The sequence below is a fragment of the Lentzea chajnantorensis genome, assembly GCF_054300775.1.
In genome coordinates this window covers 6,353,621-6,380,087 of sequence record NZ_JBSDZT010000002.1, presented here as the reverse complement: position 1 = coordinate 6,380,087, position 26,467 = coordinate 6,353,621, and the positions used below count along the sequence as shown (strand labels likewise).

Sequence of the window (26,467 nt, the reverse complement as noted above, 5' to 3'; positions counted from 1 at the left end):
CGAACGCCTCCGCCCCGGCCGCGGCCTGCGGGCAACGACCCGGGAGGACCTGAGCTCGGGTCGACGGGGTCGGGCAGCTCCATCCCGGCTGCCGTTGCGCGGGGAGACGTCACCGCGGCCGTCGGGCTGATCACCCGATGCCGTGCTGCTGCAACCACATCTCCAGCACGCCGAGGTGCCACAGCTCGTTCCCGCCGGCCTTGGTGGCCTGCCCGTTCGGGTCGGCGAGCAGGCCGTCCACGTACTCGCGGCGCAGCACACCGCGTCCGCGTGCGGCGGGGGAGGTCATGGTCGAGCGCAACAGGTCGAGGACCTCACCGTCGAGCTGGATGAGGGCCGGCACCGGGAAGTAGCCCTTCTTCCGGTCGACCACGTCGTGCGGCAGCAGGTCGCGGCCGATGTCCTTGAGGATGCCCTTGCCGTCTTGGTCGGACTTCAGCTCCGGCGGGCACGCGGCGACCAGCTCCACCAGGTCCTGGTCGAGGAACGGCACCCGCGCCTCGACACCCCACGCCATCGCCATGTTGTCCACGCGCTTGACCGGGTCGTCGGGCATCAGCAGGTGCGTGTCCGTCCGCAGCACCGCGTCCAGGGCGGTGTCCGCGCCGGGGTCGGCGAGGTGGGCTGCGGCCAGGTCGCCGCTGACGTCACGGCCCAGGAGCCACTGCCGTTCCAGGACGTCCGCGAGCTCGTCGTGCTCGAGGTCGTGGAACGCCTCGCGCAGGACGTCCGCCGCCTGCCGCCGGGGAGCGCCGGCCGCAGGCTGGTGGTAGCGGTAGCCGGCGAACACCTCGTCGGCGCCCTGACCGCACTGCACGACCTTGACGTGCTGCGACACCTCGCGGCAGACCAGGTAGAACGCGGTGACGTCGTGGCTGCCCATCGGCTCGCTCATCGACCCGACGGCGTCCCGCACCGCCGCGGCGATCTGCTCGTCGCCGACGCGGAGCTGGTGGTGGTCGGTGCCGAACTTCTGCGCGATGGCGTCGGAGTAGGCGAACTCGTCGCCCTCCACGTCACCGCGGCTGGTGAACCCGATGCTGAACGTGCTCGGCCGCTGCTCCTCCGCGGCGAGAAGGGCGACCAGCAGGCTGGAGTCGAGACCGCCGGAGAGCAGGACGCCGACCTCCACGTCGGACACCGTGCGGCGGCGCACCGCGACCTGCAGCGCCTCGCGCACCGCCTGCCGCCAGTCCTGGGCCGTCCAGTCCGCGTGCTCGGGGCGCCGCGTGTACGACGGCTGCCAGTAGACGCGGTCACGCGGTTGCTGCCCGCGTTCGAACACGCGGATCGTGGCGGGCGGCAGCTTGCGCACCCCGCGCAGGACGGTGCGGGGTGCGGGCACGATCGAGTGCCACGTCAGGTAGTGGTGCAGGCCGACCGGGTCCAGCTCGGTGTCGACCCCGCCGCCGGCGAGCAGCGCGGGCAGGCTGGAGGCGAACCGGGTCCGCCCGCGCATCTCGGAGACGTAGAGCGGCTTGATGCCGAGCCGGTCCCTGACCAGCAGCACCCGGTCGCGGCGGCGGTCGAACAGCGCGATGGCGAACATGCCGACCAGGTGGTCGACGAACTCCTCGCCCCAGTGGTGGTAGGCCTTGAGGATCACCTCGGTGTCGCTGGTGGAGGTGAAGCGGTACCGGCCGGACAGCTCCTCGCGCAGCTGCTCGTAGTTGTAGACGCACCCGTTGAAGGCCACGGCGAGCCCGAGCTCGTCGTCCACCATGGGCTGCGCGCCGAGGTCGGACAGGTCGATGATGGACAGCCTGCGGTGCCCGAGCGCGACCCTGCCCTCCGACCACTGCCCGGCACCGTCCGGCCCGCGCGACCACATGGCCCGCGTCATGCGCTCCACCGCGCCGAGGTCCGGCCGGCCCGACTCGTCCGTGATGATCTCACCGGCGATTCCGCACATGGCCACTCCTCGGGTGTTCCGCTGACAAGGTGTCTGCCGGATACCCCGAATGCCGCTGATCATGATCCGGCTGTGGCACGGCTCGCGTGTGAGCAAGAGCACGAGCCCGTCGCCCGTTGGCAGGTTGACGCGGGCAGGCGGTGGGGTCGGCAATGGACCCATGGAACTCCCGGCCGCCGACCTCGACCAGGCGACCATCCCGCTGCTCGCACGCAGGATGGCGGCCGGAGAGCTCACCTCCGCCGCCCTGACCCGCGCCTACCTGAGCCGCATCGCCGACGTGGACCGGCTCCTGCGCTCGGTGCTCGCGGTCGACCCGACGGCGGTGCGGCAGGCGGAGGAGAGCGACCGCAGGCGAACGGCCGGTCGCTCGCGCGGGCTGCTGGACGGCATCCCCGTGCTGCTCAAGGACAACATCGACACCAGCGGCCTGGCGACCACGGCCGGCTCGCGGGCCCTGCGCGTGCCACCCGCCGCCGACGCCGAGGTCGTCGTGCGGCTGCGGGCGGCGGGCGCGGTCGTGCTGGGCAAGACGAACATGACGGAGTGGGGCAACTTCCGCTCCCCGTGGGCGACGTCCGGCTGGTCGGGGGCCGGCGGGCAGACCGCCAACCCGCACGTGCTGGACCGCACCCCGTGCGGCTCGTCGTCCGGCTCGGCCGTCGCGGTGGCGGCCTCGCTGGCGCAGGTCGCGGTCGGCACCGAGACCAACGGCTCGATCGTGTCCCCGGCCGGTCACGCCGGTGTCGTGGGGTTCAAGCCCACTCCGGGCCGGGTCAGCACCGCGGGCATCGTGCCGATCACCGCCCGCAGGGACACGGCGGGCCCGATGGCGCGGCACGTCGTGGACGCCGCGATCCTGATGGCGGCCATGGCGGGCACGACCGCCGACCTCACCCCGGGCACCCTGCGCGGCGCTCGGGTCGGCGTGTGGCGCAGGACCGGCTTCGACGCCGACGTGGACCGGGTCGTGGCCGCCGCGGCCGGCGTGCTGCGCCGCGGCGGTGCCACCGTCGTCGAGGTCGACCTGCTCCACCAGGACCGCATCCAGGGCGCCGACCGCCCCGCGATGGTCGTCGAGTTCAAGCACGACCTGGAGCGGTACCTGCGGACCAGGCCCGGTGGGCCGCGCACGGTGCACGAGCTGATCGAGTTCAACGAGACCGATCCCGTCGAGCTGTCCGGGTTCGGGCAGGAGATCTTCCACGAGGCGGAGAAGACCCGCTCGCTCACCGACCCGTCCTACCTCGACCAGCGGCGCGCCGCGACGGAGTGGGCCCGCCGGTCCATCGACGAGGTGCTCACCGCAGAACGCCTGGACGTGGTCATGGCACCCACCAACGGCCCCGCGTGGAAGCCGTGCGGCAGCGACCCCGGCGGCCTGCGGACCGCGTTGCCCGCGGCCGTGGCGGGGTACCCGAACATCTCCGTCCCCGCCGGGTTCGCGGGCCCGTTGCCGATCGGGGTGTCGTTCACCGGCGGCAGCGGGGCGGACGACGCGGTGCTGCGGTTCGCGGCGGCGTTCGAGCAGGCGGCGAAGGCCCGCCGGGCACCGGGGCTGCTGCCGACGGTGCCGTGACGGCGGTGCTCAGTGCTCGAACATCCGGGTGAGGCCGGTGAGGCGCAGGAGCCGTTGCACCGGCGGGCTCGCCGAGACCAGCCGCAGCGAACCGGTCATCTCGACGGCCCTGGCCCTGCTGCGGACCAGGGCGCTCAGGCCGCTGGAGTCGCAGTAGGTGACCGCGGCGACGTTCACGACCAGGTGGTGCCGCCCCTCGTCGATCAACCGGTCCAGCTTCGCGAGCAGCGCCGCCGACCCGGCCGAGTCGAGCTGCCCCGCGACCTCCACGAAGGTCTGCGCCGCAGCCGTTCCGGTGACCCGGATCTGCACGGTGCACCACCTCCCTCCACAGTGGACCTTCGCTCAGCGCGGTGACCGGCCGGTCGGCCACCACCGGGCGTCGGTGGCCATGGGGTAACCCCGCACGACCACGGGCGCGACCTGCCGGCGCGACGCGCGCACCAGCAGACCCAGCCACAGCAACCCGATCGCGGAGATGACCGCCAACCCGGTCCACGTGACCACGGTGAACAGCTGCACCTGCGCGGGCGTCGGCTGCGGCAGGTACCCCTCCGCCAGCACCCGCTGGTCGGTCAGCACCAGCGTGATCAGCACGGCGATGGTGTTCATCGAGTCCCACAGGGCGTGCAGCAACGACACACCCAGGTACGCGGCGAGCAGGCGCCCGGTCAGCAGGAAGTGGTCGCGGGTGCTGCGGGAGAACAGCACGGCACCGAGGATCGCGGTCCACAGCCCGTGCCCGAACGGGGCGAGCAGGCCGCGCAGCAGCTCGGTGGTGACGAGGTCCAGCACCGACAGGCCGTTCTGGGTGAACAACGCCGTCAACGCGTACCCGGCCGACTCGAAGGCGGCGAACCCGAACCCGACGCTCGCGCCCAGCACCAGCCCGTCGCGCAACGACTTCTCCCTCAGGTGCCGGGTCAGCAGGGCGAGCGCACCCAGCTTCACCGCCTCCTCGATCAGGCCCACACCGGCGAACAGCCACGGCGACGGGTGCAGCAGGTAGCTCTCCAGCAGCGAGGCGCCCAGCACGCCGAGGACACCGCCGACCGCGAACGTGCGGAACACCAGCTCACCGGTGACCTCGCCGGAGTGCCGGTGCCCGAAGGCCCACGAGACGAACGTGGCCGGTACCAGGAAGCTGCCCAGCAGCACGATCGTGGGGATCAGGTTGGTGTTGCGGGTGCCGAGCGTGATCACCACGGTCGCCACCCACAGGGCCAGCCCGACCGCGAACATGCGCAGCCACGGCCGTGAGCGCTTCCCGGTGTGCTGGTCGGCTGGTCCGGTGAAGGCCACGGGCCCCGCCCTTCGTCGGTCGCGAACACCTCGACCGGCCAGGCGTGCCGGTCAGTGGTGGTCTTCCCGCGCCACGCCCGGCTAACCGCCGCCGGAGCGACGCGTGATCTCGCAGGTCCGCCTGTTTCAGTTGTGGGTAACCGGGTATGCGCCTACTGTGGGATTTACACACACAATGTGCCTGCTCTTCGGGTAGTGGTTCGGACTGAAACAGGCAGCCGGGGCCGCACAGCATTGGCCAGCAGGAAGAGCACACCCATGGTTGCTCCGTCCCACGACGATGCCGCGCCCCTCACCGTCGAGGCGCACACCCGTGACGGCGTTCCCGTCCTCGTGCTCTGCGGCGAGATCGACCTCAGCAACGAGCACTCGCTCAGCGCGCGCATCGGCGCTCAGCTCGAATCGGGTTCGCCCGCTGTCCTGCTCGACCTGCGCGGCGTGGGCTACATGGGCTCAGCGGGCCTGCGGGTCCTGGTGGAGAACAACCAGCGGGCGGAGGACATGGGCGTCCGGCTCGTGGTGGTCGCCGACCACTCGGCCGTGCTGCGCCCCATCAAGATCACCCGGCTGGACCAGGTGCTGGAGCTGCACCCGGTGTTCCCCGAGCCGCTGCACCGCGCCTGACGCGTGCCGGCTCAGGCGGAGCGGAACGGCGGCTCGCAGGTGATGTCCGCCCACACCGTTTTGCCGTGCTCGCCCGAGGTGACGCCCCAGTCCTTGGCCAGCCGGTTCACGATGACCATGCCCCGGCCCCTGTCACCACCCAGCCGCGAGGTGCCGAGCACGGGGAGCTCGGGGGAGGCGTCGTCGACCTCGACGCGCACGAGGCAGGGTTCCTCCGAGCGGTGCAGGCGCAGCACGTAGGGGATGCGCCCGTGGTCGAAGGCGTTGGCCACCAGCTCGGTGACGATCAGCTCGATGTCCCCCAGCTCGTCCTCGGTGACGTCGCGCAGCACGGCACGCGTCCAGCGCCGGGCGGACGCCAGCTCACCTCGTTGACCGGTGAGCGGCATCTCGGAGGATCTCGGGCCGTCGTCGGTCTGCTCGCTGTGCCCCACGTGCCTCACGTCCTCGTGACAGGGGACGCTCGTCCGGCGTCTCGACCCGCTCAGCCTCGGAACGTCCATCATCCCCCCGATCACCCGGCCCAGCACGACCGTTCGGAGCATCTGCGCGGTGTCGCGCAGCGCAGCTCCCACCCACCGCTACCGCGGTCGAGGGGCTGGTCCGGTCCGATCAGGCCCGGTGCGCCCGACGGGAGGCGTACCTCCGCGCAGTCGGCGCAAAACCCGGGTTGTCACATCGGTGCCGGTGCTCACTCCTCGGACGTGAGCACCACGCTGGACGGGTCCCGGTCGGGGCGCAGCCCGCGCCACGCCGGGTGCCGCAGGCGGCCGTCCGGTGTCCACTGCCGGAACTCCACCTCGCCGACCAGGTCCGGTTCGACCCAGCGGGCGTCGCGGGCGTGCTCGCGCGGCACCCCGGCCGGGAACGGGCTGGTGGACCGTTCCCGTCGTTCCAGCTCGCGCTGCAGGTCGGCGAGGACCGCCTGGCTGAAGCCCGTGCCCACGTGCCCCACGTACACCAGGTCACCGCGCTCGTCGTGGGCGCCGAGCAACAGCGACCCGATCCGGCCCGCGCGGTTGCCCTGACCCACCCGCCAGCCGCCGATCACGATCTCCCGGGTGTGGCGGAACGGCGTTTTCACCCAGGAAGGGGACCGGCGACCGGGCTCGTAGGTGGACTTGACGCGCTTGGAGACGATCCCCTCGAACCCGTACTGGCTCGCCACGTGCAGCACGTCCGCCGGCTCGGTGTCCATGAACGTCGGCGGCACCTGGACGGCGTGGTTGCCGGGCAGGGCCAGTTCGGTCAGCTTCGCCCGCCGCACGTGGTAGGGCGTGGCCAGCAGCGACCGGCCGTCCAGCTGGAGCAGGTCGAACACGAAGTAGGCGATCCGCGGCCGGGTGTGCCGCAGCTCACGGACGCCGGGCGCGACCTTGTCCCGCTGCTGGAGCAGCCCGAAGCTGGGCCGCCCCTCGTCGTCCAGTGCCACGATCTCGCCGTCGAGCACGGCCGTCCGGTGCTGAAGGAGATCGGGCAGGACGGTCAGCTCGGGGAACCGGCCGATGAAGTCCAGGTCGTTGCGGCTGTAGACCCGCACGTCACGGCCCTGGCAGTGCGCGACACCCCGGTAACCGTCCCACTTGAACTCGACGGCCCAGCCCTCGCTGCCGGGCGGGTCGCCCGGTGTGGCCAGCATCGGGCGGATGACTTCCAGCGGCTCGCCCGCGGGTGCGGCGCTTCCCACCCGGCCACCTCCTCGGTCCGCCCACTGCCGTAGTCATGGTCGGTGAGAATCGCCCAGCTCGCAGGGCGACGCCGCGCTTCGTAAGATCGGCGGAACGGAACGACTGCGAATGACCAGGTGAGGTGTTCAGTGACATCGGACGAGACGACGTCGACGGCCAGCATGAAGACCAGCGACCACGACGGTGTGCTCGTCGCTGTCATCACCGGCGAGCTCGACATGGTCAGCGTCGACGAGGTGGGCGCGGAGCTGTTCGAGCACCTGGACAAGCGCCCGGCCGGCATGGTGGTGGAGCTGGCCGTCGACTTCATGGGCTCGTCCGCGCTGTCGGTGCTGCTCAAGCTGCACGCACGGGCGCAGAGCGACGGGGTGGGCTTCGCGATCGTGGCCGCACAGGCAGCGGCACAGCGTCCGCTGATGGCCAGCGCGCTGAGCCAGGTGCTGCCGATGGCCCAGTCGACGGAGGAGGCCCTGAAGATGGTGCGCAAGGAACCGCAGCCGAGCCAGCCGGGCGAGTGACCCGGCGCCGCACGTCGCCGCGGAGGTGGAGCCGGGTCCACCTCCGTCCCGGTGGCTGACGCGGTGGAGGGCCTCGAACCTCGGCCCTGGGGACGCGCTTCACCGACGCTCAGCTGCTCGGGCATGCGTACGAACAGCCGACTCGCGCGGAAGGCTCCGCGTCACCTGCCGATGACCCGCTGAACCGGGCGATCTTGAACGCGAAGGCGACCACGTTGTGGCCCCCAGGCCATCTGGGCCGGAGATCGGTGGTCGTGGTTCAGAAGACGTCCGACTCCTGCCACTGCACACAGGTGGGGCGCATGCCGGTTTCAGCGAGTTCCTCCAGTGCCTCGCGCAACTGCTCCCACGCGATGGCAGCGTCGGCCGGGAACCGCGTTCGGGTGTCGAAGTCCACGAACAGCTCGGGTTCGTGATCGTTCACCGAACGGGCAGCCCGTGCGTACGAGCCCTTCGTCACCCAGGCTCGCATCACACCTTCAGCTGTTCCGCCAGCGGTGTCGTACCGCCGGGGGAGCTCGTGTGCTCGGTTGTCGGTCGGCAGGAAGTCGGTCGTTCCCATCGTGTGGATCGCTGCGATGCGGTGGGGCACGTCGAGGTCGAACTTGAGCTGGTGGTCCGGCAGGTCCAGGGGACCGCCGAGCGTGGGACGGTCCTTCACGCAGACCACCGTCGGGTGGAACTGCCTGTGCGCGATCACCTCGTCCAAGACGCGTTCGAGATCAGCGCTCGACTCCACGGTGACGGGATCGTCCGCGTCGTTCGTGTCGGTGAAGTACCAGAAGTTGAGAGCGTGCCTCACCCTGAGCTCCTGCCGTGGAAAGGTCGACGTGCTCGCCGGTGGCGACCCTATCCAGGCCAGTCGGTGGGAACCCTCGGCTCGCAGGTGCTCAGCGATCGCTTGATGCTCGCCCTGCGCGTCCGAGCTGCTTTGAACCACGTCGGAGTTGCCGTCCTGGTCCCGGTGTAGGTCGGCAGCCGTTCTCCCTGCCGGTCGGCCCACGACGACTCCGAGCGTGTAGCCGAAGTCGTGGCCGTTGACGAGCCTGGAGGCGCCGGCTGCCGTGAACGGGCACCGCCTTGCGTGACCTCCGTCAGCGACTCCGCCGCCCCGTAAGCGAGCTGGCTCGCCTGCACCAAAGCCGCGGTCACCTCGTCGGCCTTGCTCACCACCCGATCCAACTCGGCGGCGACCTCGTCCAACTTCGCCACGTGTGCCCCGTTCCCTTTCTGGCATCGTGGCACGGGGCGCCGGCAGTCGGCTCACCTCAAGAGCTGATCGGGCTTGGTCGTCGGGCATTGGGACGCCACCCGGACTCCGCGCGGGTCCTTCCTCAAGAAGATGCGGCCGACAGTCAGATCACACGTCGTTGCACCGCGCCTGCGTGAACTGCAGGTACCCGGACAGCTTGCCCGAACTGTCCACGCGACCCTGGCAGTCGATCGACCGGAACCCGTTGAACACGGTGTGCTCGCTGTCGGCCCAGTACTGGTAGAGGCAGGCGTACCCGCTCTTGCACATCGGAATCGCCTGCGCCTGTCCGGTGGGCACCAGCACGACACCGAGCGCGGTAGCGGCGACCAGCAGCATGCGACGGATCACGATCGCATCCCTCCCCCTGACGTTTTCCCTCCCAGCAGGGTCCCACCGCGAGCACGGGGTGAACACCACCGAGCGGGCCTCAGGGCGTTGCTGCGGCAGGTTCAGTCCGATGGGGTGGGGCAGTGCGGCGATCGGAGCCGGTGGAGCAGGCTCCACCACGAACGATCAGGCTGTCTGCATGGTTCGAGTCCACTGTGAACGGACAGGATTGTCCTTGTTCGCGTTACTCGGATGAAGGAAGAGCATGTCGAGACTGAAGTCCGTGCGCCGTGGAGCGGTCCGGGTGGCCGGGGTCGTGCTGATGGGTGCGTTCGCCGCGACGGCGATGACCGGCACCGCCGGCGCGATCATCAACGGGAAGGACTCCACCGAGAGGTACCCGTTCATGGCCTCGATCCCGTTGTCGGTGCCCAGTGCGGGCAACATCAAGGGGGTCTGCGGGGCGTCGCTGGTCCACCCGCGGTGGGTGGTGACGGCGGCGCACTGCGTCGACCAGGACACCGGTGCGGTGCTGGACGGGACCGTGCGCGTCGGCAGCGAGCGGCGGACGTCCGGGGGCACCGTCCGGAACATCGAGCGCGTGGTGCGCCACCCCGGTTACGAGGTGGCGCCGGGCATGCGGCCCAACCGCAACGACATCGCGCTGATCCGCCTCGACCGGCCCGTGACCCAGCGGCCGATCCGGATCGCCGACCGCGCCGGTGCGCCCGGCACTCCGACCCGGCTGCTGGGGTTCGGCACCACGGTCGAGGGAGCCGGTCCGGCGGAGTGGAAGTTCGCTGAACGGTTGCAGCAGCTCGACACCCGTCGTGGTGCCGAGTCCGAGTGCACGCCCGGCTTCGCGGACCGGACCCGGCTGTGCACGGTCAGCCGCAAACCGGGTGCCATGGCGTGCTCCGGCGACTCCGGTGGGCCGCAGGTGCAGCGCGGCAAGTGGGGGCGGTGGGAGCTGATCGGCGTCACCTCCGGACCCGGTGACGAGGACGTGCCCTGCGCCAACGGTCCTGGCCTGTACACGAACGCGACCGCGTACGCGGGCTGGATCCAGAAGACGATCAGCGCCAACCGCTGATCCGGCACCGGGTGCCGCCACCGTCCCCTCACACGGTGGCACCCGGTGCTCCGCGGCCGGCGTTGCCGCGCTGAAGTGCAAGAGCTGCAACGGCTCCAGCAGCCCGGACGGCAGGGGGAACGCTCAGGCCGGGATGGGGAGGCGCGCCCAGACGATCTTGAGGTCGTCCTCGACGCGCACACCCCAGTCGGTGCAGAGCCGCTCGACGATCTGCATGCCGTGCCCGCGGTACGGGCCGATGCTGGACATGCCGACCACCGGCGTGCGGCTGACCGTGGCGTCGCAGGCCTCGACGACGAGCTCCGCGCCGCGCTCGGGGTGTTCCTCCCTGCGCAGCACCAGCCGGCGGGGGTCGTCGGCGTGGTCGCACGCGTTGGCCGCCAGCTCGGTGGCGACCAGCTGCACGTCCACCACGAAGTCCTCGTCGTGGGCGGCCAGCGCCTCGGCGATGCGTTCCCGCACCACCGACAGGTTGTCGCAGCTCAACGACGTGTCGATGGCCACCTCACCGGTGGTCTCGCCGGGGGTGGCGTGGCTCTCCCCGCGGGTGCCAGCCGCGGCCTGGTGGGCGAGGTTCGCCGTCGCGATCGCCGACGTGTACGGCTTGGCCCGGCCCTCGTCGGGGCGTCGGCTGGCATCGGCGTGCGCGGTACGTTGCTCGGTCACCCCGACCGGATGCCCACAGCGGCGGCCGGTTACACGGCGAGCACTTCGAACGGGCGACATCCCGGTACAGTCCACAATGGACTGAGATCAGCGCGGTGCCGCGGAGGCCCGCAGGGCCGCGGCCAGCCATTCGAACGGGAACTGCTCGGGTTCCGCGCCGTTCACGGTGCCGACCAGCGCCATGTACCGGTCGAACGGCCCCTCCGGGTCCGGTGGGGTGCGCTCCCACTCCGCGCCCGCGAGCATGTGGTCGGCGGTCTGGAGGCGGAACTCCGGCGTGTCCGGTGTGCGGGGGACGTCCGCCACCGCGAAGACGCCGGTCAGCCACTCGATCCAGCGGTCGGCGACGTCCAGCCCCCGCGGCGAGTCCGGTGGCACGCCCTCCCGTGCGGCGTCCATCGCCGCCTGGCCGATCGGCGTGGCCTCCTCGAAGGCCTCCAGCATCGGCGCCGAGGACATCACCGGTCCCGCGCCGGTGGTGCAGACCTCGTGCAGCTCACGGCGCAGGGCCTGCCGGACGTCACCGTCGCGCACCAGCTCCGCCAGCTCGATCCACGCCTCCAGCTGGGCTGCGGTGGGGTGGTCGGGCAGCACCGGCCGGGCCGCCCGCCACCACTCGACCATGCGCTCCGGTGCCTCCCAGCCCGTGGTGACCTCGGTCCAGAACTCGTCCACGAGCCGGTCGCGCTCCTCGTCCGACATCCCCACCAGCCGGTGCATCAACGTCGCCTGCTCCGCGGTCGAGTCCTGCCGCAGGATGGCCGACAGCACCGCGCGCCGGCTGCGCAGCCGTGCCTCGTGCCCCTCCAGCAGGGTCAGGTGGGTGGCGGCCAGGTCGCGCAACGTGGCCTCGCCGGCCAGCACCCGGCGGATCTCGTCGAGGCCCGCGTCGAGCTCGCGCAGCGTCCTGACCAGTTCGAGGCGGGCGATGGCCGACACGTCGTACAGGCGGTGCCCGGCCGGCGTGCTCGCGGCGGGGGAGACGACACCGGCGTCCGCGTAGTACCGGACCGCGCTGACGCTCAGGCCCGTCCGCCGTGCGACGTCACCGATCGGGTACAGCTCGTCCATGTCCATGACGATCACTATGCGATCTCAAGCGGCTTGAGGTGCAACCCCGCGCCCGGACCGGTCCGTAAGGTCCGCTGCATGACGAACAGCCCCTACGAGGTTCTGGCCGGTCTGCTGCGCGACCAGGAGGCGAGCGGCGCGGACCTGTACGCCGCCGCGTGCGAGGTGCGGGAGTGCTTCGTGCGCAGCGAACACCTCATCGGACTGTTGCCCGCGGACGCGCCGCGGCTGTTGACGGCGGGACTCACGCGGGCGGGCCGCGCCGGTGTGGTGGAGGCGTGGCTCGAGCTCGGCCGGCTGCTCGCGCACGGCGCGGCACCGTGGGCGCCGTACCCAGAACAGGACGTCCCGGCGTCGATCGAGGCGTACCGCGAGGCCGACCGCGCGGGCTCGCTCGCCGGTGCGCTCGGATGGGTCCGGATCGCGTACTTCGCGACCAGCGCCGAGCACGAGCAGGACGCGGCCCGGCGGCTCGACGAGCTGCTGGCGGAGCACCCTGCGGACCCGGACGTCCTGCTGCTGTCCGGTTACCTGCGCTTCCGCGGCTACGGTCACCCGGCCGACCCCGCGGCAGCCGTGCCGTTCCACCGGGCGGCCGCCGAGCACGGCAGCGGTGACGCGGCGTTCGAGCTGAGCGTGCTGCACGCGACGGGCACGGGCGTGCCGGCGGACGACGACGAGTCGATGCGGTGGACCGTGCGCGCGGCCGAGCTGGGCAGCGTGCGGGCCATGGGCAACCTCGGCTACTACTACGCGACCGGCCGCGGCGTCGAGCACGACCCCGCGAAGGCCCTCGACTGGTACGGCAAGGCCGCCGACGCGGGCCACGGGAAGAGCGCTTACACCGCGGGCGTCATGTGCCTGACCGGCGACGGGGGCCTGCCCGTGGACGAGCGCCGGGCGGCGGAGTTCTTCGACCTGGCCGAGGAGCTCGGCGTCGACGTGGACGACCACCTGGACGCGATGGGCCTGTCCCGCGCCTGACCCGGCGGGCCGGCGCGGTCGGTCCTACGGTTCTGGCACCCCTGTTGCCGTCCTGATCGGAGCCACCATGCGAAGGCGACTCACCCGCACCGCACTCGCGGGTCTGCTGGGCGTCACCAGCGCGCTCGGGAGCACCGCGGTCGCGGACGAGGACACCGCGCGCTACGTGGTGCTGCTCAGGAACACGCCAGCGCTGCCCGGCGTCGTGCACACGGCGACCGTCCTCGGGGGAGTGGTCCACAGGCGGTTCGACGCCCTCGGCGCGTTCTCCGCCGATCTGACGCCCGCGGACGTCGACCGGCTGCGCCGGGACCCGGCCGTCGCGCTGGTGCAGGAGAACCGGGTGCACCGCGTGGAGACCGCCCCCGCGGCCGCTCCCGCCGCCGTGCCGTGGCACACCGACCGCGTCGACCAGCGCGGCCTGCCCCTCGACGGCACCTTCGCCCCCGGTGGCACGGGAGCCGGCGTCGACGTGTACGTCGTCGACAGCGGGGTGCGCACCACGCACGCCGAGTTCGAGGGACGCGCGGAGAGCGCGTACAACGCGGTCGCGGACGGCAACGGCGACACCGACTGCGCCGGCCACGGCACGTTCGTCGCGAGCCACGTCGCGGGCCGGACGTACGGCGTGGCCAAGAAGGCGAACATCAAGGCGGTCCGCGTCCTCGGGTGCGACAACTCCGGCACGACCGAGGACATGGCCGACGGGATGAACTGGACGGCGCTCAACGCGCCGCGCGGCTCGGTGGTCAACGTCAGCCTGCAGAGCTCGCACGGCAACACCGACACCGTCCTCGACGCCGCGGCGGGGAAGCTGGTGGACAACGGGATGCTGGTGGTGCTGATCGCGGGCAACTTCGCCAGGGGCGACTGCCGGAACTCGCCGAAGGACCCGCGCGCGATCACCATGGGCGCCACCACGCGGACCGACTCGCGCAACACCGGCACCAACGCGTCCAGCTACGGCAGCTGCGTGACGGCGTTCGCGCCGGGTGCCGACGTCACCGGCGCCGGCAGCTCGGGTGACACGGCCGTGCTGAGCGGCTGGTACGGCACGTCGTTCGCCGCTCCGCTGGCCGCGGGCGCGGTCGCCATCGCCAAGGAGGCCGACCCGGACCTCACCCTGGAGCAGGCCGTGCGGCTGGTCGTCGACCGGTCGACGAAGGGCGTGCTGACCGACGTCGGCACCGGCTCTCCGAACCGGTTGCTCTACGCCGGGTCCTGATCGGACCGCCTGCCCTTCCCCGTGCCGGTCCCCGCCCACTACGGTGGCCGGTCACGGCTGCCACGCCGGGTGGGGCCGCATCGGAACGGGGGTTCTGATGGGTGTGGACGAACTCGGCGACGCACTGAGGTACGGGCCGTTCCACCGAGCGCTGCGGGTGGCGATCGACCGCCGCGGCCTGTCGCTGTCCCGGTTGCGCGCGCACCTGGCGCGGATGGACCTGGCCGTCGCCGAGTCGACCCTGAGCTACTGGCAACGCGGGATGCGCCGGCCGGAGGGACCGCGTGCGTTCGCGTTGATCAGGGGGCTCGAGTCCGTGTTGGACCTCGCCCCGGACTCGCTGACGACCCTCGTGGGCCCGCGGGACCACCCGGTGCGGGTGCCGACGACGTCGTTCATCGAGCTGTCACCGCTCGGGCCGACCACGACCGAGCTGCTGGCGAGCCTGCTCGACGACCCGGCCCGGTGCAACGCGGGGCTGGAGGTCGCGCTCACCCAGGAACGGGTCGTGCTGGGCGACCGCGGTGAGCAGCAGGACGTGACGACCCGGATCGTGCTCACCGCCGGCAACCCGGGCCCGACCCGGTACCTGGCCATCTACCACGGCGACGACGACTGCGACATCGATCGCGCGAGCGTCGTCGCCGGGGACGGGTGCCGGATCGGGCGGGTGCGCCGGGCCGACCGCTCGATGGTGTTCGAGCTGCTGTTCGACCGCAGCCTCGACGAGGGCGAGACGGCCGTCGTCAGCTACACGGTCAACGACCGGTCGGGCACGCCGTGTCCCGGTTACACGCGGATGTTCCGCGACGGCGCCGGTCCGTACCTGCTGCAGGTGGCGATGACCGCGGAGGCTCTGCCGAGCAGGTGCACGCGGGTGCTGGGCACGCGGGAGCACCAGCCGCCGGTGGAGGTCACCGACCTGATCTGCGACCGCGCGCTGGTCGCGAGCGCGTTCTTTCCCGTCGTCCACCGCGGTGTCGCCGGCATCGCCCTGGAGTGGCGCTGACCGGGTTCGCGGAAACATTCACACCGCCGTGGCGGAAGCCGACGTTCGCGTTGTGAACGGTCGCCCCGCCCGCGCACCGATCTTGTGCCCGTCCCTGCCTCGTGGCCATCGTTCGGCTGTGCCCGGAACTCACCGGGGAACACCCTCGACGTCCACGAAAGGAGGGCCCGTGAGCACCCTGCGCCCACGAGCTCTTGCCGCGGTCGCGGCGGTGGCGGCGGGATGGCTGCTCGTGCAGCCCGTCGCCACCGCGGCGCCCGACGTCTCCGCCCTCGGCCGTCTCAACTTCACCATGCAGGCCCAGGAGCAGACCCAGTGGTGCTGGGCCGCCGCCGGCACCAGCATCGCCCGCTACCACGGCACCTCGGTGACCCAGACGCGGTTCTGCCAGCTCGCCCACGACGAGTCGGGCACGAGCTGCCGCAACAACCAGGGCGACCTCGGCGAGGTCCGCGAGGCGTTCTACGACCTCGGCTACTCCTCGCCGGGCAGCTACCTGTCGGGCACCGTCACGTTCGCGTCCATCCGCGACCAGATCGACCGCGAGCAGCCGATCGAGACCCGCATCCTGTGGTCCTCCGGCGGCGGCCACATGCACGCCGTCTACGGCTACGAGGTCGACAGCAGCAACCGCCAGTGGGTCAACTGGGCCGACCCGTGGGGCAGCAACACCCGTTACAACCGCTCCACCTACAGCAGCTACCGCTCGAACACCTCGTTCACCTGGACGCACACGCTGACGGGCATCAACCGGTGAGGACGGCCATGAACACCCGCAACCTCACGGCCGCGGCGGTGCTGTCGGTCGTCGTCCTGCTCGCCGCGGGACCGTCGGCCCACGCGGACGAGGCGGTGTCGGCCGCCGACCTCCAGGCGGCACGGGCGGCCGCCACCGAGCAGTCCACCGTGGACGCCGTCGCGGACTTCCTCGGTGACCTGCGCGGCAAGGGCGCGGCGACCGTTGCCGTGCGGGACGGCGTCGTCCCGGTGTACACGCTCTCGCCGGAGTTCGTCTCCGGTGCCAGGGACGCGCAACCGGGCAAGCTCGCCTACGTGGCGGTGCCCGCGTCGTCGAGCGACGGTCAGACCTCCACCATCCAGACCGTGCGCGGCGCGGACGGCCGGTGGTCCGTGGCCAACCTGGCCTCCGGTGACCAGGAGTCCACACTGGCCGCGAAGCTGCCCGCCGGTGCCACCCTGCTGCACGAACCGCAGGTCAACGCCTGGTACGCGCAGAAGGGCACGCGGCTGACCGTGCTCGACGCCGGTGGCAGCGGTCGTCGTGCGGGGGAGCGGCTGACGGTCGCCGAGTACCAGCGGGCGGTGGCGAAGGCGTACGGCGGCAAGCAGAGCGGGTCCGACTACGCCGCCCAGGGCCTCGCGGGTGGCTTCGGGTCGCAGTCCGGTGAGGACTCCGTGCTGCCGCTCGTCGGCCTCGGTGCGCTGGCACTGCTGGGATCGGCGGCGTTCGCGCTGCGCGTGGCCCGGCGCGACTGACACGGGCTGACGGGGTGCCGCGCAGCCGCGGCACCCCGTTCCTCACGCCTTGGGGTCGGAGGGCTTGCCGGCCAGCTCGCCCGCGGTGTCCTCGGCGCTGATGCCTTCGGAGACGTGCGCCCTGCGGCGTGCGTTCTCCAGTGCCACGGTCTCCTCGACCGGGTCCGGCGACCACGTGCTGCCCGCGACCGGGTGACCGGCCGAACCGAGCTTGTTCATCTTCTTCGGCACCGACGCGCCCTGATAGGCCAGGGGGATCGGGTGACCGTGGTCGTCCACCGGGCCCAGCGGCTGGTGGACCTCGATGAACTCACCGTGCGGCAACCGCTTGATGATGCCGGTCTCCACACCGTGCTCCAGCACCTCACGGTCCGCCCGCTGCAACCCGATGCAGGTGCGGTACGCGATGAAGTACGCGATCGGCGGCAGGACCAGCATGCCGATGCGGCCCATCCACGTCGTCAGGTTCAACGAGATGTCGAACTGGTAAGCGAAGATGTCGTTCGCGCCCATCAGCAGCAACACCATGAAGTACGTGATCGCCATCCACCCCAGCGCCGTGCGCACCGGAACATCACGCGGGCGCTGCAACAGGTTGTGATGCGCGTAGTCCTTGGTCATCCGCCGTTCGATCCACGGGTACACCGCCGCGATCCCGGTCAGCAACGGCAACCCCAGGATGAACGGCAGGAACGGCGCCGGGATCGTGTAGTTGCCCAGGTAGAACTCCCACGCCGGCCAGATGCGCACCAGGCCGTCGGTCCAGCCCATGTACCAGTCCGGCTGCGACCCCGCCGAGACCTGCGCCGGGTTGTACGGGCCGATGTTCCAGATCGGGTTGATCTGGAACACCCCGCCCATGATCGCGATGACACCCACGACGACGGCGAAGAACCCGCCACCCTTCGCCGCGAACACCGGCATGATCCGCACACCGACGACGTTGGTCTCCTTGCGGCCCACACCCGGGAACTGGGTGTGCTTCTGGTACCACACCAGACCCAGGTGCGCGCCGATCAACCCCAGGATGATCGCCGGGATGAGCAGGATGTGCGCGGTGTAGAGCAACGGGATGATGTCCGTGCCCGGGAACTCACCGCCGAACATCAACCAGTTCAGCCACGTGCCGATCACCGGGAACGAGATCAGCAGCGCCGCCATCACCCGCAGGCCCGTACCCGAGAGCAGGTCGTCGGGCAGCGAGTAGCCCAGGAAACCCTCGATCGCACCGAGCATGAACAACACGATGCCGATGACCCAGTTGATCTCACGCGGCTTGCGGAACGCACCGGTGAAGAAGATCCGGAACATGTGCACCACGATCGCCGCCATGAACAGCAACGCAGCCCAGTGGTGCACCTGACGCACGAACAACCCGCCACGGGTCTCGAACGAGATGTCCAGCGTGGACGCGAACGCCCGCGACATCTCGATCCCCCGCAGGTTCTCGAACGCCCCGTTGTAGGTGACCTCCGTCATCGACGGGTCGAAGAACAACGCCAGGTACGTACCCGACAACAACAACACGATGAAGCTGTACAGGGCGATCTCACCGAGCAGGAACGACCAGTGCGTCGGGAACACCTTGTTCAGCTGCTTGCGCAGCCCGGAGGCCGCGTGGAACCGCTCATCGGCAGCGTTGGCCGCCGCCCCTGCGACGCGCGCGGCCGCGTTGGCCGGCTTCGTCGGCGTGGTGATGGCACTCATGACTCACGCTCCCAGAACGCCGAACCCGCAGCAGCCACGACGACGCTGCGGGCGTTGGACCTCTCGTTCCTCGACCCACCGTAAGCGGGCACCCCGCCGAACGCTCAACGGTGGGTCCGCAGCACGCGGTCGCCGCTGAGAACAGCCGCTCATCGCAGACCCCGGCTCTCAGCTTCGGCCGCACGCTCCACCTGGTGTTCGGAGCGGGGTCCGGGAGCGGTTCGTGTCTGCCCGGTCACCCGGCGACCGGGGTCCACTTCCACCAGGGGTAGTGGTACTCGCCCTGCTCGACCTGGAACCGCCGGCCGCAGTCGAGGCACTCGCAGACGCGGTCGGGCACCCACTGCCGGTCATTGGGAACCGTCCGCACGACCCGGACGTGCCGGCGCCCGCTCTCCTTCGCCGGGTCGTAGAACTGGTGCGCGGGGTACGCCGCGCACAGGCACGTCCCGGCGGCGAAGAGCCGGACCCGGTCGAGCGCGTGCTCCAGGTTGGAGTGGTTGGACACGAGCAGGCCGCCGAGCTCGACGTCCGCGGTCGCCTCCTCGACGGCGCGCAGCGCGGGGACCAGCGGGGCCAGGACCTCGGGGTCACGGGTCCCGAAGACCGCCCACACCGAGGACAGGACGCGTTCGCCGTCACCGGAGAGGAAGTCCGCGACGACCGGCGACACGTCACTTCCGGCGGGTGGCTCTGCCAGCCACCGCGCCGGCAGCACCACCACGGCGGCGGGGGTGCCGACCAGGGCGACGGCGTCGTCCCCGGACCGCCACCACACCACCTCGGAGTCGATGAAGCGGCTCGCACCGGCGCGGTGGCGCGTGCCCCAGCTCCGGTCGGCCAGGTCGAGGAAGGACGACGGCACGGCCGCAAGGGGCAGCACGTGCCGGTGGACGTCCGTGTGCCCGGCGAGCCCGTCGACCTCCCAGTCGAGCCGCCCGTCGTCCGGCCACGGCAGCCCGGTCATCTGCTCGACCGCGGCCACCAGCTGCCCGGCGGTGACACCGGTCATCCAGCCGCGCCTTCGGCGAGCAGCGCGCGGTACCGGGCGCCGTGGTGCTCGTCCGGGGTCGGAGACACGGCCGGCTCCGGCAGGTCGTCGGGGTCGTCGGCGCTGATCGGGACGCCCTCCGCCCGGCACCGCGCGACCACACCGGCGTAGCCGTCGTCGGCCCACTGGCCGTACTCGTCGCTGAGGGCCTCGCTGAGGCTGCTGCCGCGGAGGAGCTCGAACTGGCCCTCGTTGTCGAGGACGACGACGGGCGCCGCGGTGAGCGGGAGGTGGCCCGGTCCGCGCCAGTAGCCGAACGCCCTGCCCTCGTCCTCGTCCTCGGCGACCCAGGTGACCAGCGCGGCCGTCTCCTCGATCGCCCTGGTGTTGGCGGCGACGTCGGGGTTCGCGAGGTCCGCGGCGGTCAGGTAACCGGTGTCCAGCGCCGCGGGCCGCTCGTCGTCCGCGAGCAGCCGCAGGCCCTCCGACCAGGGGTTGGGCTGACCCGCGTCCTGCCGGCGGCGCCACACGACGAGGTCTTCGGGAACCATCTGCGCACCTCTCGTAGGGGGACCGCAGTGTCGCACGGTGTACCCGATCCGGTGATCACCCGGATCGACTCGTGATCAATACGATCCGCTCACCCCCCCCGGTGCTTCGAGATCAGGATGCGTGACCGAATGAGCCACCTCGCCAAGTCCTGCCGCGCCCTCGGCGTCGTCGTCGCGGCGCTCGTGCCCGCCGTTCCCGGTGCGGCCGCGGTCGCGGACACGCCCGTCGTGGCGTGCACGACGACGTCGACCTGGACGTACTCGCCCGGCGTCGTGCTGGTGCCGCGACCGCTGCGCACGTCGGTGCGGGACGAGTACACCTCGTGCACCGGCGTGGTCACGGGCGGCACCAGCGAGTTCACCGTGGACCGCACCGCCGGGTGCCTGGAACCGCTCGCCGCCGTGCAGGAGAGCCGCGTGATCAGGTGGGCGGACGGGCGGACCAGCACGTTCACCTACACCGTGACCGTCACGTCCGCCCCCGGCGCCGACGTGGTCACCAAGACCGGCACGATCACCGGCGGCGTGTTCGCCGGGCGGTCAGCCCAGGCCGTGCAGGTGGCCCCCGCAGTCGACCTCGCGCGGTGCCTCACCGCGGAAGGCATCACCCGGCAGTCGTCGGCCGGCACCTTCACCGTCCTCTGAGCACGCCGTGCCGACCATCAGTGGCGTGCCCCTCGACGAGGGCGTGCGGCTGTTACGCGCGCACGCGCCGCACCTGACGTGGCACGACCGGTCGCCGTTCCTCGGTGCGGTGGCCGCGCCCGTGATCCCGTGGCTGCGCATCGCCCACCGGGACCACCGGCGCGAGGCGGACCTCCCGCCGCCCGCGCGACCGGCTGAACCGCACGGGCTCGCGGTGAGCTTCGCACCCGAGGACGGGATCGGCGCGCACGCCTGGGCGGCTGCGGCGGGCCTGCGGCTGCTGGCCGCCGACCCGGCCGCCGTGGCCACTGCGGCCGACAAGATCACCTCGCTGGAGCTGTTCGCGGCGGCCGGTGCGGATACACCGCGCACGTGGGTCGTCGAGGGCGAGATCCCCGACGCCGCAACGGGTCCGCTCGTCGTGCAGCGCCGGGCGAACAACCTCACCGGCAAGGGCACGCGCCTGGTCACCACACCGCGGCAGCGCGCCGACGTGCTGCGCGAGTGGGCCGGTGAGGCGCTGCGGGTGTCGGTCCACGTCGACGGAGTCCCGGTGACGGTGAGCGGATGCGTGACGCGGCACGGCACGGTGGTGTCCGCGTTGTCCCACCAGCTGGTGGGCATCCCCGAGCTGACGCCGTACTGGGGCGCGCACTGCGGCAACCAGCTGATCGCCGACGACGACCTCCCACCCGGTGCCGCGGCGCGGTGCCGCGAGGTGGGCGCACTGGTGGGCGACCAGCTCGGCGGGCTGAAGTTCCTCGGCGCGTTCGGGCTCGACCTGCTCGTCACACCCGCTGCGGCCGTGCTGGCCATCGAGATCAACCCGAGGTTCCAGACGGTCGTGTCGCTGGTGCAGGCCCAGGAACGCGCCGCGGGACTGCTGCCCACCCTCGGCACGCACGTGCTCGCCGCGGTGGCGCCGTCACTGCCCGTCGAGGAGGTGCAGGTGCCGCACCTGGAGCTCAGCCAGCTCGTCGTCACCGCCGACCGCAGCGGTGTGCTGCGGAAGGGGGTCGAGGCGGGGGTGCACCGGCTCGACGGCGGCGTGCCGCACCACCAGGGCGAAGGCGACCTCGTCGGCCTGCGGCCCGGCGAGGCGCTGCTGTGGCCGCACGCCCGTCCCGGTGACCGGGTCCGGCCGGGGGAGGAGCTCGTCCTGCTGCAGTGGCGCGGACCGGCCGCCGCCGTGCGGCCGGCCCCGGAGCTCACGGCCGAGGCGCGGGACTGGGTCAGGGCCGTGCGCCGCGCGGTGGTGGTCAACGATGGCTGACGAGGCGGGCTGGCTCGACCTGCCACCGGAGCGCATGCGCGAGCTCGGGCACCGGGTGGTCGACCTCGTCGTCGACCACCTGACCGGCCTGCGCGCCCAGCCGGTCAGAACACCGGCGACACCGCACGAGCTGCGGCACGTGCTGGACGACCCCGTGCCCGAGCACCCGTCCGACCCCGGCCTGCTCGTCGAGTTCCTCGCCCACGAGGTCTTGCCGCGTTCGCTGCGGCTCGGGCACCCCGGCTGCCTGGCGTTCATCCCCAGCGCCGGCAACTTCCTCAGCGTGCTCGGCGACCTGCTCGCCTCCGGCTTCAACACCTCGCCCGGTGCGTGGCCGGTCGGCGCCGGACCCGCGGCCGTCGAGCTGGTGACCGCCCGGTGGCTCGCGAGCCTGCTCGGACTGCCGGCGGGTGCGGGCGGCGTGTTCACCCCCGGTGGTGCGCTCGCCAACCTGACGGCGATCGCCGCCGCGCGCGACGACCGCCTCGGCACGAACGCGACGGGCGGCGTCCTCTACTGCTCGGACCAGACCCACCCCGCCGTGCTGCGCGCCTGCCACGTCCTCGGGCTGCGGCGGGACCAGGTGCGGCTGCTGCCGGCGCTGCGCGCGGAGCCCGTGCGGCACGCGGTCCACGCCGACCGCGCCGCCGGACTGCGCCCGTTCCTGGTGCTGGCGACGGCGGGCACGACCGCGACCGGCGCGATCGACCCGCTGCCCGAGCTCGCCGCGCTGTGCCGGGCGGAAGACCTGTGGCTGCACGTGGACGGCGCCCACGGTGCCGCCGCGGCACTGACCGACCGCGGCCGCGCCGCCCTGCGCGGCCTGGACGAGGCCGACTCGGTCGTGGTCGACCCGCACAAGTGGCTGTTCCAGCCCTACGAGATCGGCTGCGTGCTGGTGCGCGACCCCGAGGTGCTGCGCAGGGCGTTCACCGTCGACCGCTACCGCGCCGGTGCCGACTACCTCAGCGTCTCCCGGCCCGCAGCCGCCGAGACGAACCTGTCCGACCACGGCGTGCAGTTCACCACCGCCGCCCGCGCGCTGAAGCTGTGGTTGTCCCTCAAGGGTTTCGGCGTGGCCGCCTTCCGCGCCGCCGTCGACCACGGCCTCGACCAGGCCGAGCACGTCGCCCGCCGCGTCACCGCCAGCAGGGACCTCGAACTGGTGGCGGGCCCGAGCCTGGGGATCGTCTGCCTGCGCCACCGCGGCGGTTCCGACGAGCTCCAGGCGGCGATCTGCGCCGCCGTCAACGAGTCCGGCAGCGCGTTCGTCACGACGACCACTGTGGACGGCCGGCTCGCGGTGCGGCTGTGCACGATCAACCCGCGCACCACCCGGGCCGACCTCGACGCCGTGCTCACCGCGATCGAGGCCGCCGGACGGAGGTCCTGAGCGACGGTTGCAGCGGCAGGATGCCCACGTGGTAGGCCAGTGCGACCGCGTGGGCGCGGTCGTGGGCGCCGAGCCGCCGCCGGATCTCCCGGACGTGGGTGCGCACCGTGGTCACGGCGATGTCCAGGACGTGGGCGATGTCCTCGTCCACCTTCCCCTCGGCGACCAGTGCGAGGGTCTGGCACTGCCGTGAGGTGAGCACGTCGTGCCCGCTGCCGGACGGGTGCGGGCCCGGCGCGTTGAGGGCCAGCAGCAGCCCGGGGTCGATGTAGTGGCCGGCCGGCGCCGGCTGGAGGATCGCGCGGACCATCCTCGACGCGTCGGTCTCCCTGCTGAGCAGGCAGTGCGCCCCGGCCGCCTGGGCGATGCGCACGGAGGCGGGGGTGTGGTCGCGTTCGCGGAGCAGGACCGCCACCCGCAGCCTCGGGTTGGTCGTGACGAGTTCCTCGGTCAGCCGCCCCTGCGGGTCGATCGCGCTGTCCAGCAGGACCACGTGCGGGAGCGTGGTGCGCACGCTGTCGCGGATGACGTCGGGGTGGTCCGTGCCGCCGGCCCACTCCAGGCCGATCGTGCGCTGCACGACCGTGCGCAGGCCTTCGCGGAACACCGGGGTCGCGTCGGCGGCCAAGACCCGGCAGATGGCGGCGGTGGTGTGCATCGACGTCACGTGAGCTTCGCCGAGCGCACGCGTCGGTAGGCCGTTCAGTGTGGTTCCGCCTAGGCCGTGAGGGTGAATCAAGAAGTAGGGGACCACACGACTGTAGTGGTGACCGAGTCGCGTTCTCGCTGCGTTGACCTGTGCGTTCAGTCGTTCAGGTGAAGAAGTGACACGTCCGGGTCGGTGATCTGCCCGGTCGACACCTGCGGCCCGTGCTCGGACGTCAGTCGTCGTAGGGGTCGTCGGCCGGTGAGTGGTCGTCCCAGTCCGAGGCCAGCTCCGGGTCGATGATCGCGAAGCGGGTGCCGAGCGGGTCGGCCAGCACCGCGACCTGACCCAGCGGCGAGGGGTAGGGCTGGAACCGCAGCCGCGCCCCGGCCGTGCGGGCCCGGTGCAGCGTCTCGGCGAAGTCCAGACCGGGCGGCACGGCGAAGTGCGCGATCCACCGCGGCGGCACGGTCGCCGGGGTGTCCGGCGCCATCCGCACCCGGCCGATCACCGTGTCCCCGCCGGTGGAGTACACGACGTGGTCGACGGCCGTGCCGTCCCCGACCTGCCGCTGCCGGAAGTCGAAGAGCGCGCCGTAGAACGGATCGGCCTGGCGGGGCGCGCGCGTGACGAACTCCAGCCACACGAGCGCTCCCGGCACCCCTGCGGTGAACCCCCAGCCGTCGGCGACGGGCTGGGCGAGCCCCACCGTCGCCCCGCTCGGGTCGTCGGCCAGGACCTTGGCCACGAGACCGGGCAGGACGTGCTGCCGGGTCTCCAGCGCCGTGCCACCGAGCCGCCGCACCCGTTCGCCCGCGGCGGCCAGGTCCGCGACGGCCAGGTAGGGCGTCCAGTCCAGCGTCGCGCGCTCCAGCGGCCGGACGCCGCCCACCGGTTCGCCGTCCAGGAGGGCGATCGCGTAGTCCTCGCCCGCGCCGTCCTTGATCCAGTGGTACCGCCAGCCGAACACGGACCCGTAGAAGGCCGTGCTGCGCTCGGTGTCGGTCGTGGCCAGCTCCACCCAGCACGGGTGTCCCGGTCGGATGATCATGGAAGTTGTCGGCTCCTGTGGGGCGTCAGCGGCTACCGGACTGCGGTGCGGGCGGGGTCACCGCTTCCCGCGCGTGCCCTGCCAGGCGCGGACGACGACCAGCACGGGGAAGACGGCGAGAACGGCGACGCCGAGCACGATGAGCACGACCGACCCGAGCGTGACACCACCCACCAGCACCGCCAGGCCGACGACGTCGGCCAGCACGAGCAGGACGGCGAACATCGCCTTGCGGGACAGCCGCTGGTGCGGCGGGGGCTTGCGGGTCAGCCTGGCGGCGAACCGCGGGTCCTCCTCGGCGAGCTGCCTCTCGATCTCCTTGAGCTGGAGCCTCTCCTTCTCGGGGAGTTCCACCGGGACACCTCCTGTTCTCGCAGGTGCTGTGCGCGCTCGGCGGCCGGGTCCGTGCCGACCGCTCGCGGTGGAACTTGTTCCGGCAACCACCCTCCTGTGTACACGAGTCGGCTCGTGCGCTGGTCAGGGCGGGCACGGCCCGTGCGGGCTCACGAAGTTCCGAGCAGGGCCGCCTCCAGCCGGGGCGCCGCGACACCCCACCGCCGGGCCTCCGCCACGGCGTCGCGGACGATCTCCCGCGGCTCGGCGGCGCTCGCGTCCCATTGGGTCCGGAAGCTGGCACGGGCCGGCGGGAAGTGGGCGACCAGCCACGCGAGGACGCTTCCCGTCAGCCAGGCGGGCGCGCGGAGCCCCAGCACGGCGGCCCGGTGCCGGCGCAGGTCGATCCCGCGCGCCTCCAGCACCGGCAGCAGCTCGCGACCGGTGCGCAGCGCCTCGCGGAAGGCACCCGGCACGCCGACCAGGTCGGCGAGCGCGCCCCTGCGCAGCGCCTGCGCGTGCAGACCGGCGTCCACCGCGAAGTGCAACCACAGCCAGCCGCGGAGGTCCTGCCGTTCCCGCGGGCGGAACCCGGCCGCGCGGAACACCTGGCGCACAACCAGTTCACGCTCGGTGGGCGGCGCACCGAGCGTGCCGAAGACGACCGGCGGCAGTAGCACCCCGCGCAGCACGCCGTCCGCGCCGAACGCGCCGCCGAAGCCGGGAAAGCCCCACGCGAGCCGGTCGAGGGGAAGCGGCTCGACCGCCTCCTCCGGTTCCGCCCAGACGTTGCCGAGCACCAGCACGGTCGCGCCGCCGACGCGTGGTGCCAGGAACTCGGCGGCCTCCGCCAGCCGGTGGTGGGGCACGCTCAGCACGACGAGGTCGTAGTCGTGATCGGCCGCCAGCTCCTCCCGCAGGCGCACCGGCCACCGCTGCTCGACCCGCCGCCCCCACGGCCGCCGCCGCGCGTCGACGAGCTCCAGCCGCACCGCGTCCCCGTACTGCGCCGCGCGCCCCGGCCGCACGTAGAACTCCACGTCGTGGCCCGCCTGCTCCAGCGCCCAGCCGCAGCCGGTGCTGATCGCGCCACGACCGAACATGAGGATCTTCACTGCACACCCCGT

28 protein-coding genes are annotated in these 26,467 nt (G+C 72.2%); 12 read left to right on the top strand and 16 right to left on the bottom strand.

The features are described 5' to 3' along the window. Positions 1 to 130: 130 nt before the first annotated feature. A complete protein-coding gene (locus tag ACVDFE_RS30955; RefSeq protein WP_458432957.1) occupies positions 131 to 1,912 on the bottom strand; it encodes an N-acetylglutaminylglutamine amidotransferase in 1,782 nt (593 codons plus the stop codon). A 160-nt stretch (positions 1,913 to 2,072) separates the two neighbouring features. Between ACVDFE_RS30955 and ACVDFE_RS30950 the strand changes: the two genes are divergently transcribed. Further along, a complete protein-coding gene (locus tag ACVDFE_RS30950; RefSeq protein WP_458432955.1) occupies positions 2,073 to 3,491 on the top strand; it encodes an amidase family protein in 1,419 nt (472 codons plus the stop codon). 9 nt (positions 3,492 to 3,500) lie between these two features. On the opposite strand, the gene ACVDFE_RS30945 is transcribed toward ACVDFE_RS30950, so the two are convergent. Together ACVDFE_RS30945 and ACVDFE_RS30940 are read right to left on the bottom strand one after the other, a co-directional pair. Beyond that, positions 3,501 to 3,803, bottom strand: coding sequence for an STAS domain-containing protein (locus tag ACVDFE_RS30945; protein WP_360399963.1), 303 nt, complete (start codon positions 3,801 to 3,803; stop codon positions 3,501 to 3,503). A gap of 33 nt (positions 3,804 to 3,836) precedes the next feature. After that, positions 3,837 to 4,793, bottom strand: a complete 957-nt coding sequence (locus tag ACVDFE_RS30940; RefSeq protein WP_458432953.1) for a PrsW family intramembrane metalloprotease — start codon at positions 4,791 to 4,793, stop codon at positions 3,837 to 3,839. Between the two features lie 258 nt (positions 4,794 to 5,051). Between ACVDFE_RS30940 and ACVDFE_RS30935 the strand changes: the two genes are divergently transcribed. Then, positions 5,052 to 5,417 carry an STAS domain-containing protein gene (locus ACVDFE_RS30935; protein WP_458432951.1) on the top strand — a complete coding sequence of 122 codons (366 nt, stop codon included), beginning with the start codon at positions 5,052 to 5,054 and terminating at the stop codon, positions 5,415 to 5,417. A gap of 11 nt (positions 5,418 to 5,428) precedes the next feature. Here the strand turns inward: ACVDFE_RS30935 and ACVDFE_RS30930 are convergent, their stop codons facing one another. Both ACVDFE_RS30930 and ligD read right to left on the bottom strand, forming a co-directional pair. After that, a complete protein-coding gene (locus ACVDFE_RS30930) occupies positions 5,429 to 5,860 on the bottom strand; it encodes an ATP-binding protein (RefSeq protein WP_458432950.1) in 432 nt (143 codons plus the stop codon). Between the two features lie 248 nt (positions 5,861 to 6,108). Further along, positions 6,109 to 7,104 carry a non-homologous end-joining DNA ligase gene (gene ligD, locus ACVDFE_RS30925; RefSeq protein ID WP_458432949.1) on the bottom strand — a complete coding sequence of 332 codons (996 nt, stop codon included), beginning with the start codon at positions 7,102 to 7,104 and terminating at the stop codon, positions 6,109 to 6,111. Positions 7,105 to 7,233: 129 nt separating this feature from the next. Here ligD and ACVDFE_RS30920 point away from each other — a divergent pair, with 129 nt between their 5' ends. Beyond that, the gene (locus ACVDFE_RS30920) at positions 7,234 to 7,623 is read left to right on the top strand and encodes an STAS domain-containing protein (RefSeq protein ID WP_458432948.1); all 390 of its coding nucleotides are present in this window, start codon (positions 7,234 to 7,236) and stop codon (positions 7,621 to 7,623) included. Positions 7,624 to 7,882: 259 nt separating this feature from the next. On the opposite strand, the gene ACVDFE_RS30915 is transcribed toward ACVDFE_RS30920, so the two are convergent. After that, positions 7,883 to 8,425, bottom strand: coding sequence for an Imm1 family immunity protein (locus ACVDFE_RS30915; RefSeq protein WP_360399945.1), 543 nt, complete (start codon positions 8,423 to 8,425; stop codon positions 7,883 to 7,885). 558 nt (positions 8,426 to 8,983) lie between these two features. Then, positions 8,984 to 9,226 carry a hypothetical protein gene (locus ACVDFE_RS30910; protein ID WP_360399942.1) on the bottom strand — a complete coding sequence of 81 codons (243 nt, stop codon included), beginning with the start codon at positions 9,224 to 9,226 and terminating at the stop codon, positions 8,984 to 8,986. A gap of 244 nt (positions 9,227 to 9,470) precedes the next feature. Between ACVDFE_RS30910 and ACVDFE_RS30905 the strand changes: the two genes are divergently transcribed. After that, positions 9,471 to 10,298, top strand: coding sequence for a S1 family peptidase (locus tag ACVDFE_RS30905; RefSeq protein WP_458432947.1), 828 nt, complete (start codon positions 9,471 to 9,473; stop codon positions 10,296 to 10,298). Between the two features lie 123 nt (positions 10,299 to 10,421). Here ACVDFE_RS30905 and ACVDFE_RS30900 read toward each other — a convergent pair whose 3' ends face one another. Beyond that, positions 10,422 to 10,964, bottom strand: coding sequence for an ATP-binding protein (locus tag ACVDFE_RS30900; RefSeq protein WP_458432946.1), 543 nt, complete (start codon positions 10,962 to 10,964; stop codon positions 10,422 to 10,424). 87 nt (positions 10,965 to 11,051) lie between these two features. Further along, positions 11,052 to 12,041 carry a MerR family transcriptional regulator gene (locus ACVDFE_RS30895; protein WP_458432944.1) on the bottom strand — a complete coding sequence of 330 codons (990 nt, stop codon included), beginning with the start codon at positions 12,039 to 12,041 and terminating at the stop codon, positions 11,052 to 11,054. Between the two features lie 72 nt (positions 12,042 to 12,113). Here ACVDFE_RS30895 and ACVDFE_RS30890 point away from each other — a divergent pair, with 72 nt between their 5' ends. The 5 genes from ACVDFE_RS30890 to ACVDFE_RS30870 all read left to right on the top strand — a co-directional run bounded on the left by ACVDFE_RS30890 (position 12,114) and on the right by ACVDFE_RS30870 (position 16,750). Then, positions 12,114 to 13,019, top strand: coding sequence for a tetratricopeptide repeat protein (locus ACVDFE_RS30890; RefSeq protein WP_458432942.1), 906 nt, complete (start codon positions 12,114 to 12,116; stop codon positions 13,017 to 13,019). A gap of 67 nt (positions 13,020 to 13,086) precedes the next feature. Next, complete coding sequence (locus ACVDFE_RS30885; RefSeq protein WP_458432940.1) at positions 13,087 to 14,244, top strand: S8 family peptidase; 1,158 nt, start codon at positions 13,087 to 13,089, stop codon at positions 14,242 to 14,244. A gap of 97 nt (positions 14,245 to 14,341) precedes the next feature. Continuing rightward, entirely contained in the window at positions 14,342 to 15,253 is a 912-nt protein-coding gene (locus tag ACVDFE_RS30880) for a hypothetical protein (RefSeq protein WP_458432938.1), read from the top strand. Positions 15,254 to 15,422: 169 nt separating this feature from the next. Beyond that, entirely contained in the window at positions 15,423 to 16,010 is a 588-nt protein-coding gene (locus ACVDFE_RS30875) for a papain-like cysteine protease family protein (RefSeq protein ID WP_360399921.1), read from the top strand. A gap of 8 nt (positions 16,011 to 16,018) precedes the next feature. Beyond that, entirely contained in the window at positions 16,019 to 16,750 is a 732-nt protein-coding gene (locus tag ACVDFE_RS30870) for a hypothetical protein (RefSeq protein WP_458432936.1), read from the top strand. A 42-nt stretch (positions 16,751 to 16,792) separates the two neighbouring features. On the opposite strand, the gene qcrB is transcribed toward ACVDFE_RS30870, so the two are convergent. The 3 genes from qcrB to ACVDFE_RS30855 form a co-directional block, all read right to left on the bottom strand. Then, on the bottom strand, positions 16,793 to 18,457 hold the full coding sequence (gene qcrB / locus ACVDFE_RS30865; protein ID WP_458432935.1) for a cytochrome bc1 complex cytochrome b subunit: 1,665 nt from the start codon (positions 18,455 to 18,457) through the stop codon (positions 16,793 to 16,795). A gap of 235 nt (positions 18,458 to 18,692) precedes the next feature. Beyond that, positions 18,693 to 19,469, bottom strand: coding sequence for a hypothetical protein (locus tag ACVDFE_RS30860; RefSeq protein WP_458432933.1), 777 nt, complete (start codon positions 19,467 to 19,469; stop codon positions 18,693 to 18,695). Continuing rightward, positions 19,466 to 19,999 (bottom strand): hypothetical protein, encoded by a 534-nt coding sequence (locus ACVDFE_RS30855; protein WP_360400579.1) that lies wholly within the window; start codon positions 19,997 to 19,999, stop codon positions 19,466 to 19,468. Before ACVDFE_RS30855 ends, ACVDFE_RS30860 begins: the two co-directional genes overlap by 4 nt. A gap of 117 nt (positions 20,000 to 20,116) precedes the next feature. Here ACVDFE_RS30855 and ACVDFE_RS30850 point away from each other — a divergent pair, with 117 nt between their 5' ends. Genes ACVDFE_RS30850 through ACVDFE_RS30840 form a run of 3 tightly spaced genes read left to right on the top strand, consistent with a single transcriptional unit; the run spans position 20,117 to position 23,310 of the window. After that, complete coding sequence (locus ACVDFE_RS30850) at positions 20,117 to 20,644, top strand: hypothetical protein (protein WP_458432932.1); 528 nt, start codon at positions 20,117 to 20,119, stop codon at positions 20,642 to 20,644. A gap of 25 nt (positions 20,645 to 20,669) precedes the next feature. Continuing rightward, positions 20,670 to 21,917 (top strand): ATP-grasp domain-containing protein, encoded by a 1,248-nt coding sequence (locus ACVDFE_RS30845; RefSeq protein ID WP_458432931.1) that lies wholly within the window; start codon positions 20,670 to 20,672, stop codon positions 21,915 to 21,917. After that, complete coding sequence (locus ACVDFE_RS30840; RefSeq protein WP_458432929.1) at positions 21,910 to 23,310, top strand: pyridoxal phosphate-dependent decarboxylase family protein; 1,401 nt, start codon at positions 21,910 to 21,912, stop codon at positions 23,308 to 23,310. The genes ACVDFE_RS30845 and ACVDFE_RS30840 overlap by 8 nt, the downstream gene beginning before the upstream one ends. Here the strand turns inward: ACVDFE_RS30840 and ACVDFE_RS30835 are convergent. The 4 genes from ACVDFE_RS30835 to ACVDFE_RS30820 form a co-directional block, all read right to left on the bottom strand. After that, positions 23,276 to 23,968: a response regulator transcription factor gene (locus ACVDFE_RS30835; RefSeq protein ID WP_458432927.1), complete on the bottom strand. Its 693-nt coding sequence runs from the start codon at positions 23,966 to 23,968 to the stop codon at positions 23,276 to 23,278. The genes ACVDFE_RS30840 and ACVDFE_RS30835 overlap by 35 nt on opposite strands. A gap of 223 nt (positions 23,969 to 24,191) precedes the next feature. Then, positions 24,192 to 25,007 (bottom strand): VOC family protein, encoded by an 816-nt coding sequence (locus ACVDFE_RS30830; protein ID WP_360400563.1) that lies wholly within the window; start codon positions 25,005 to 25,007, stop codon positions 24,192 to 24,194. Between the two features lie 57 nt (positions 25,008 to 25,064). Beyond that, entirely contained in the window at positions 25,065 to 25,361 is a 297-nt protein-coding gene (locus ACVDFE_RS30825) for a DUF3040 domain-containing protein (RefSeq protein ID WP_360400560.1), read from the bottom strand. 149 nt (positions 25,362 to 25,510) lie between these two features. Beyond that, positions 25,511 to 26,455 carry a ketopantoate reductase family protein gene (locus tag ACVDFE_RS30820; RefSeq protein WP_458432925.1) on the bottom strand — a complete coding sequence of 315 codons (945 nt, stop codon included), beginning with the start codon at positions 26,453 to 26,455 and terminating at the stop codon, positions 25,511 to 25,513. Between the last annotated feature and the right edge of the window lie 12 nt (positions 26,456 to 26,467).